The following is an 8,574-nucleotide window of genomic DNA, read 5'->3' on the forward strand; positions in this document are numbered from 1 at the left end:
GCCGTCGTCGCGGTCGCGAACTTCTCCATGCCAGGCGACGACCGGCAGAGCGTGATGATCCTGCCGGCGCTGGCTGATGCTCGTCTCCAGTCGCGTCACATGGAGATCCGCCGCGCGGCCCTGGTGACGCACCGTCCACTTGCCGACGCTTTCGCCCAACGCCATCGCCTGCGATAGCGCCAGCCATTCGCCAGCGTGACGCAGGCGGCGATTTCCCGTGACCGACGCCAACCAGCCCTGCCCCTGGCTATCGAGACCTTCCAGCTCCGGGACATCCGGCAGCTGCGCGAACAGGTGCCAGCCGACGCCGAGCGGTCGCGCCCACTCCAGCTGCCCGCGCTGGCCGGCCGGCAGCCGATGGCGTGGCCAGGCCAGCGGCTGCGGCATGCCGTGATGGTCCAGCGAGACCAGCGGCATCGCCCGGTCGACACCGCTGACATTGCCACTCTTGGACCAGTACAGCGCATGGGAGGTGCGGCTGGAGGCCACCAGCCGCTGCTGCGTCATGTCGTCCATGAGTCGCGCGAAATCGCCGGAGGCGGCCCCGACGCGATTGGCGCGATGCCAGACCTGTTCGAGCAGCGCCATGCCCAGATTGTGCTGTCTCAAGGTGCCGAGTGTCGTCTCCAGCGCGCCGCCCTGGCGCAGCACACCGCGGGAGAGCGCCTGCTGGCGGGCCCGCGGCAGGGGTAGCGCTTCCGTTTCCCGAAGCTCGTCGAAGGGCGAATTTCCCGCCAGCGACAGCGCTTCGGTGAGCAGCGCGTCGGCCTCCACCCGCTCGAGATCTTCCGGCACGCGCTGCCCCCGGGACACATAGCAGAGCTTGAGACGATGGCGCATGACCACATCGAGCACGCTGCCCAGGCGCGCCGCTTCGTCGAGCTTGGTCAGGATGCAGCCCCACAGCGGCTCCCCGGCATCCAGCGACGCCTGCTGCCAGGCTTCGATGACCTGCGCCAGGGTATCGCCGTGGCTGGCGGCGTTGAGCACGAGCACGCGTCTCGCCGGTGCGGGCCCTTCGGCCAGGCGTGCGATCTCCCCCACCAACCGCTGGTCGCGCTGACTCATGCCGACGGTATCGATCACCGTCAATTTCTTCCCCGCGCTGCGTGACAGCAAGGCGCGACGCGGTTGCGTCAGTCTGGCGACCAGCTCCCCCAGATCGCCATCCTCCTCGAGCGCGTGAACCTCGGTGCCCAGCAGCCTGGCGTAGATTCGCAACTGCTCCGCGGCGCCGATTCGATAGCTGTCCGTGGTCACCAGTGCCACCTCCTTGGGCCCGTGGCGCATCACGTAGCGAGAGGCCAGTTTCGCCGTGGTGGTGGTCTTGCCGACACCGGTGGGACCGACCAGCGCGAACACTCCGCCATCGGCGAACAGCGCGTCCTCGTCCTCCAGCCATGTCAGCCGCGAGCGCAGCTGGCGCAGCAGCCAGGCCTCCACGGCGGGAGATTCGGGGGGCTCGTCGCGCAGCTCTTCCGGCGGATCCTGAAGGAGATCGTCGGCCAGCGATGCGCTGAACCCCGCCTGGATCAGGCGGCGATGCAACGAGGCCGTCAGCGATGGCGAACCGGCCCGCGAGGAAGCGGCGTTGTCATGCAGCAGCGCACGCACGTCATCCAGCAAGCGGCGGTTGAGCGCCTCGAGCGTCTCCACCGTGGGCGTGGCGGCGGGCTCCGGCATGGCCGCCGCCGCGGGACTCGCCTGCGCCGCCGACGGGTCGAGACCGGCCAGCGCCTGCTCATGCGCCTGCTCCGGCATGGCGATGATTTCGACACCCCCTTCGACCGCACGGTTGGAGAGGATCAGCACCTCATCCCCCAGTGCCGACCTCACCTGACGCATGGCCTCGCGGCTGTTACTGGCTATGAAACGTTGGACGCCCATGACTTCCTCGATGGTTCGGGGCAGTCCGCCAGGAGTCGCTGACCGCCGCTGAAGATTCGCGGCCATAGTCTGCCAGTCACCGGAGGCCGGGCATGGCCGGGAATGGCGGTCAAAACGGTGCCAATTCCGAGGCTGGGCGATAGGGAAGCGACGCGCGGTGGCGATCCGTCGAGGAGAGGATGGCAACCGGCGGATGCGCGATGCGGGAAGGTTCCCGCATCGCGTCGAGGTGGGGTCAGCCGTTGGTCAGCCGCTGGATCAGGGACTGGGTCGGATAGCCGTCGGGAGTGACGCCAATGCTGCGCTGGTAGGCCCGCAGTCCGGCGCGGGTGTTGGGGCCGACCAGGCCATCCGGTGTGCCGACATCGAAACCGTGGTCGTTGAGGCCCTGCTGCATGCGACGGATGCGATCACGCGATAGCGCCGGCTCGTCCCGTGGCCACTCGCCCTGGATTCCCGGTCGTCCGGCCAGCCGGTCCGACAGCGTGGCGACGGCCAGCGCGTAGCTGGTCGAGGCGTTGTAGCGCATGATCACGCGGAAGTTGTGGCCGACCAGAAACGCCGGCCCCCGGGCCCCCGCGGGGGCGATCACCGAGGCCTGGTCGAAGTTGGGCAGAGGCTGGCCGTCGAGACGCTTCACGCCCTGCGCCTGCCATGCCTGGGTCGCGTGGCGCACCGACAGCTCGGTCTGGGAGTAATCGAAGCCGTCCGGCAAAGTGACCTCGACGCCCCAGGGTTGTCCGCGCTGCCAGCCGGAAGCATCCAGGTAGTTGGCCGTCGAGCCCATCACGTCGGGAATGCTGCCCCAGATATCCCGGCGGCCATCGCCGTCCTCGTCAACCGCGTAGGCCAGAAAGCTGCTCGGGATGAACTGGGTATGACCCATCGCCCCGGCCCAGGAGCCCCGCATGTGATCCCGGTCGATATCGCCGTTCTGCAGTATCTTGAGCGCGGCCATCAGCTCGCCACGCGCAAACGACTGACGGCGGCCGTCGAAGCCCAGCGTCGAGAGCGCATCGATGGTTTCGAAGTCGCCGAAGTTGCTGCCGTAGTTGCTCTCGATCCCCCAGATGGCAACGATGATCTCCCCGGGGACGCCATATTGCCGGGTGACCTCCTCCACCGTGGCCCGGTTGGCGGCAAGGCGCTCGCGACCATTGGAGACGCGCGACGCCGAGACGGCGCTGTCGAGATAGCTCCAGATCTGGCGGGTGAACTCGGGCTGGGAGCGGTCGTACTCGAGAATGCGGGGCTGGTAACTGACCCGATCGAACGCTTGCGCCAGCGTCGCCTGATCGATGCCTTCGGCGGCCGCCCGCTGCCGGAACTCATCGACCCAGGCATCGAATCCGGCCGGATCCTGCGCGATCCCGGCATCCGCGGCAGCGCTGGAATCTGCAGTAGTCTCCTCGGTCGCCGTCCGGGCGTCGGACGCGCTGGACGTCGTCTCCCGGGGAGCGGTGGAGGAGATCGTTTCGCCGGCGCGACTTTTCGACGCGGTATGGGTATCGGCGACGCTCTGGCATCCCAGTAGCGCCAGTGAGAGGCAGAGCGAGAGTGTGGCGGGGGCCTTGAGCGGTAGTGAACGCTTCACGGGGGCACATCCTTATGCTGAGGTGGTTCCAGGAGAGGCTGGATGCCGACGCGGTTGCGCTGGCGGATTGCACCGCAGTGTAGCGTATCCCGTCGTCCGGGGTAGCGACCCGCGCCGGGGCAGCCGCCATCCATCGCAACCTATGGCTAGGTGTATATCGGCGTGGTAAAGTCGGACCAACGCCACCATTCGGTTTCCATAATTTATTAATACTTTCAATAATTTCGCGCTCAGCGAACCATGACCAGGCGTTTACTGAAGGGAGGAGAGACACCATGCCGGGCCACATGCCTAGCCAGCTTTCGCTGACATGCGCGACCTGTCGTATTGGTGCCCCGACTCGTATCGGTGCCCAGACTCTGCCATCCATTGCTGGCACGATCGCACTTCGGAGCCAGACCCCCGCCTGGATGCTGGCACCTCGCGGCGTTCGTCGTCCTTACCTGACCGATCCGCCCCAGCGCCTCTGATCCGGCGACAGCTACCCCATGGCATCATGGGTATCGCCATCGCCACTTGTCCGTAGACGGCTACCGCTTCGTCTTGCGCGGAGAAAGGCCATCATCGCCCCGACGTCGACCACGCCCCAAGACGCACGCCTCGTGTGACTGGCAACATCGCTTACACTGAGGCGAGATGGGGTCGCGGATCGATCGCGACGGCGCGAACCGAAGCTCGAGCCGACCGGCTGCCGCCATGAGGCAGATCGAGAAACGGGCCTCCCTGATCCAAGAATAGAGCGACAACTTCATGTCACTGCCGCTGATCGTTCTGCTGCCGCTACTGGGCAGCCTCGTACCGTTGCTGAGCAGTAACCGGCAACGCAACCTCAATGCCTGGTCCACCGCCCTGCTTCCCGCGATCGCGCTGGGCATCGTGATCGCCCATGCCCCGGGCGTGGTGGCGGGCGAGGTCTACCACTCCAGCATGAGCTGGGTGCCGCAACTGGGCCTCGATCTGGCATTCCGGCTCGACGGCCTCTCGCTGCTGTTCCTGCTGTTGATTCTGGGTATCGGGCTGCTGATCATTCTCTACGCCCGCTACTACTTGGCGCCCGAAGACAGCATGCCGCGCTTCTACGCCTACCTGATGCTGTTCATGACCTCCATGATCGGCATCGTGATGGCCGACAACCTGTTGTTGCTGTGGGTGTTCTGGGAGTTGACCAGCCTGTCGTCGTTCTTGCTGATCGGCTACTGGTATCAGCAGAGCGAGGCACGTCGCGGCGCGCGCATGGCACTGGCGGTCACCGGCATGGGCGGGTTGGCGATGCTGGCCGGCTTCCTGCTGATCGGCCATATCGTCGGCACCTACGACATGCAGACGGTGCTCGACAGCCGCGAGCTGATCCAGGCCGACCCGCGCTATCTGCCGGCGCTGCTGCTGGTGCTGCTCGGCGCGTTCACCAAGTCGGCGCAGTTCCCTTTCCACTTCTGGCTTCCGCATGCGATGGCCGCACCGACACCGGTTTCGGCGTTCCTGCACTCCGCCACCATGGTCAAGGCGGGCGTCTTCCTGCTCGCCCGCCTGCACCCGGCGCTGGCCGGTTCCCAGCTATGGCTCTACATCGTCACCCTCACCGGGCTGGTGACGATGATCTACGCCGCCTATTTCGCCCTGCTCAAGTACGACCTCAAGGGCGTGCTGGCGTTCTCCACCGTGAGCCACCTGGGCCTGATCACCATGCTGTTCGGGCTGGACAGCAAGCTGGCCGTGGTGGCGGGGCTCTTCCACATCATCAACCACGCCACGTTCAAGGCGGCGCTGTTCATGTCCTCCGGGATCATCGATCACGAGACCGGCACGCGGGACATCCGCAAGCTGAGCGGGCTGCGCCGCAGCATGCCGATGACGGCGGCGCTGGCGGGCCTGGCCGCAGCCTCGATGGCGGGCGTGCCCCTGCTCAACGGCTTCATCTCCAAGGAGATGATGCTGACCGAGACCCTGGAGAGCGGCCTGCTGGGCGGCCTGGCCTGGCTGATCCCGGTCCTGGCGACGCTCGGCAGCGTGCTCTCGGTGGCCTATTCGCTGCGTCTGATTCGGAATGTGTTCTTCGGCCCGGAGGCGAAGGAGCTTCCCAAGACGCCGCATGAAGCACCGTTTTGGATGCGCCTGCCCATGCTGATACTGGTCGGCCTGTGCATCGTCATCGGGCTGATACCGGCGGTGATGGTTTCCGGGCTGCTCGATGCCGCCGCCCGGGTCACGATCCTGGCGCCGAGGCCGGAGCTTCATCTGTCGATCTGGCACGGCTTCAACCTGCCGCTGCTGATGAGCGCCATCGCGCTGGCCGGCGGTGTCGGCATCTATGCCGTGCGCCGCAACCTGTTCAGCTTTCAGCGCCAGTTCCCCCAGCGCAACGCGCTGATGATCTTCGAGCACAGCGTGCGGCGCCTGCTGCAGTGGACCCAGGTCACCATCGACCGGCTCGAGAACGGCTCGCTGCAGCGCTACATGCTGTGGCTGATCGTGGCGGTGCTGTTCCTCACCGGCAGCGGACTGCTGGATCTCGATCAGCTGCAGGGCTCGCGCCAGCCGCAGCCGCTCGACGGCCTGCTGCTCGCCGGCGCCGGCATCACCATCCTGGCGGGCCTGGGGACCGCCGTTCTCCACCGCCGCCGGCTGGTCTCGCTGATGATGCTGTCGGTGGTGGGGCTGATGGTATCGCTGGCATTCGCCCGCTTCTCGGCACCGGACCTGGCGCTGACGCAGCTGGCGGTCGAGGTGGTGACCGTCATTCTGCTGATGCTGGCGCTGTTCTTCCTGCCCCAGCGCACGCCCAAGGAGTCCAGCGGCGCGCGCGTGGTGAGGGACGTGCTGCTGGCGGCCGGTTTCGGTGGCGTGGTGGCGAGTCTCAACTACGCCCTGTTGACCCGGCCGCTGGACAGCATCTCCGGCTTCTTTCTCGACAACAGCGTCAGCGGCGGTGGCGGGCACAACGTGGTCAACGTCATCCTGGTCGACTTCCGCGGATTCGATACGCTGGGCGAGATCACCGTGCTCTGCATCGCCGCCATCGGCATCTACAAGCTGCTCAATCGCCTGCGCCTGTTCATGCCATCGAGCGACAGCGAAGGCCGCCCCTGGTCCCGGGATCTGCACCCCATGCTGCTGGCGACCGTGTCGCAAAGCCTGCTGCCGCTGGCGCTGCTGGTGTCGGTATTCATCTTCCTGCGGGGCCACAACGAACCCGGCGGCGGCTTCATCGCCGGCCTGGTGACGGCGGTGGCACTGATCCTCCTCTACATCGCCCGGGGCGTGGACTGGGCCCAGCAGCGCCTCTCCTTCCAGTACCAGCCGATCGCGGTGACGGGCGTCGCCATCGCCACCCTGACCGGCCTCGGCAGTTGGCTGTTCGGCCACAACTTCCTGACCTCCGCCTTCGGCCATTTCTCGATCCCTTACATCGGCGAGATCGAGCTGGCCACAGCGATGCTGTTCGATCTCGGGGTCTACCTGACGGTCGTCGGCGCCACACTGATGATTCTGGCCAACCTGGGCAAACTGACCACGCGACACCGGCCCAGCAAAGAGAACGAAAAGGAGACCGTCTGATGGAAGCGCTCTACGCCACCGTAACCGGTTTCCTGGCCGCCAGCGGTCTCTACCTGGCACTGCGGGGCCGCACCTTCCCCGTGGTCGTGGGACTGACCCTGCTCTCCTACGCGGTCAACCTGTTCCTGTTCTCCACCGGCGGGCTCACCACCAACGGCGCGGCGGTCATCCGCGACGGCGTCAATGACTACGCCGATCCGCTCCCCCAGGCCCTGGTCCTGACCGCCATCGTGATCGGCTTCGCCATGACGGCGTTCTCGGTGATCCTGGCGATGCGCGTGCGCGGCGACCAGGGCAGCGACCAGGTCAACGACCAGCGCGGCGAAGAGCCGAAGGAGGAGAAGTCATGATGCATCACCTGATCGTGCTTCCGATCCTCCTGCCGCTGTTGAGCGGGCTCGCGATGCTGGTCAAGCGAGACTCGATCTTGCTGCCTCGCCGGGCGATCGCCTTGACCAGCACGGCGGCACTGCTGGTGATCAGCGCCGCGCTGGTGATCCAGAGCGACAGCGGCGAGATCACCTACTACGCGCTGGGCGACTGGCAGCCGCCCTTCGGTATCGTGCTGGTGCTCGATCGACTCTCGGCGCTGATGGTCTGCCTGACCGCCTTTCTGGCCCTAGGCAGCGTCGCCTATGCCTGCGCCGGCGACGACCGCAAGGGCAGCAACTTCCACGGCCTGTTCCAGCTGCAGCTGATGGGGATCAACGGGGCCTTCCTGACCGGGGACATCTTCAACCTGTTCGTGTTCTTCGAAGTGCTGCTGATCGCCTCCTACTCGCTGCTGATGCATGGCGGCGGCAAGGACCGCACCCAGGCCGGCTTCCACTACGTGGCGCTGAACCTGGCAGGCTCGGCGATGTTCCTGATCGCTCTCGGCGTGCTCTACGGCACCACCGGGACGCTCAACATGGCGGACATGTCGCAGAAGGTCGCCGCGCTCGATCCCGACCAGCTCGGCCTGATCAAGGCGGGCGCCTTCCTGCTGCTGGTGGTGTTCGGTCTCAAGGCCGCGATCCTGCCGCTCTACTTCTGGCTGCCGCGGGCCTACAGCAGTGCCCCGGCGCCGGTGGCGGCGCTGTTCGCGATCATGACCAAGGTGGGGATCTACGCCATCCTGCGGGTCTACACGCTGATCTTCGGCGGCGGTGCCGGCGAGCTGGCCAACTTCGTTCAGCCCTGGCTGTGGTGGTTCGCGTTGGCGACACTCGCACTCGGTGGCCTGGGCGTCCTGTCGGCCCGCGACCTGCGCAATCAGGTGGCCTATCTGATCCTGATTTCCGTCGGCACCCTGCTGGTCGGGGTCAGCATGAATCGCGAAGCGCCTCTCGCCGCCCTGCTCTACTACATGATCCACACCACCCTGGTCAGCGGCGGGCTGTTCCTGCTAGCCGACGCGATCGGCGAGCAGCGCGGCAAGGCCGGCGCGCGGATCGTTCCCGGCCGCGGTGTAACCCAACCGGCCCTGCTGGGGCTGTTCTACTTCGTCGGCGCGGTCACGGTGATCGGCCTGCCGCCACTCTCGGGCGCCATCGGCA

5 protein-coding genes are annotated in these 8,574 nt (G+C 66.6%); 3 read left to right on the top strand and 2 right to left on the bottom strand.

Annotated features, from left to right (window positions below; all coding sequences use genetic code 11):
* Both flhF and Q0602_RS14650 read right to left on the bottom strand, forming a co-directional pair.
* The coding region (flhF, locus tag Q0602_RS14645) for a flagellar biosynthesis protein FlhF (RefSeq protein WP_298844834.1) at nucleotides 1-1,887 on the bottom strand (1,887 nt) is incomplete at its 3' end.
* A gap of 235 nt (nucleotides 1,888-2,122) precedes the next feature.
* Nucleotides 2,123-3,481: a lytic murein transglycosylase gene (locus Q0602_RS14650; RefSeq protein WP_298844837.1), complete on the bottom strand. Its 1,359-nt coding sequence runs from the start codon at nucleotides 3,479-3,481 to the stop codon at nucleotides 2,123-2,125.
* A gap of 750 nt (nucleotides 3,482-4,231) precedes the next feature.
* Between Q0602_RS14650 and Q0602_RS14655 the strand changes: the two genes are divergently transcribed.
* The 3 genes from Q0602_RS14655 to Q0602_RS14665 all read left to right on the top strand — a co-directional run.
* Nucleotides 4,232-7,036 carry a monovalent cation/H+ antiporter subunit A gene (locus tag Q0602_RS14655; protein ID WP_295036133.1) on the top strand — a complete coding sequence of 935 codons (2,805 nt, stop codon included), beginning with the start codon at nucleotides 4,232-4,234 and terminating at the stop codon, nucleotides 7,034-7,036.
* Entirely contained in the window at nucleotides 7,036-7,386 is a 351-nt protein-coding gene (locus Q0602_RS14660) for a Na+/H+ antiporter subunit C (RefSeq protein ID WP_295036134.1), read from the top strand. Before Q0602_RS14655 ends, Q0602_RS14660 begins: the two co-directional genes overlap by 1 nt.
* Nucleotides 7,383-8,574, top strand: a 1,192-nt coding sequence (locus Q0602_RS14665; protein WP_298844842.1) for a monovalent cation/H+ antiporter subunit D, incomplete at its 3' end; no start/stop codon positions are given. The genes Q0602_RS14660 and Q0602_RS14665, both read left to right, overlap by 4 nt.

The organism is uncultured Salinicola sp., assembly GCF_937921195.1.
GTDB lineage: Bacteria > Pseudomonadota > Gammaproteobacteria > Pseudomonadales > Halomonadaceae > Salinicola.

Bases quoted from the DNA above. Each gene is read 5' to 3' on its own strand.
- Q0602_RS14660 (WP_295036134.1), top strand. From the start codon at position 7,036: ATGGAAGCGCTCTACGCCACCGTAACCGGTTTCCTGGCCGCCAGCGGT.
- Q0602_RS14655 (WP_295036133.1), top strand. From the start codon at position 4,232: ATGTCACTGCCGCTGATCGTTCTGCTGCCGCTACTGGGCAGCCTCGTA.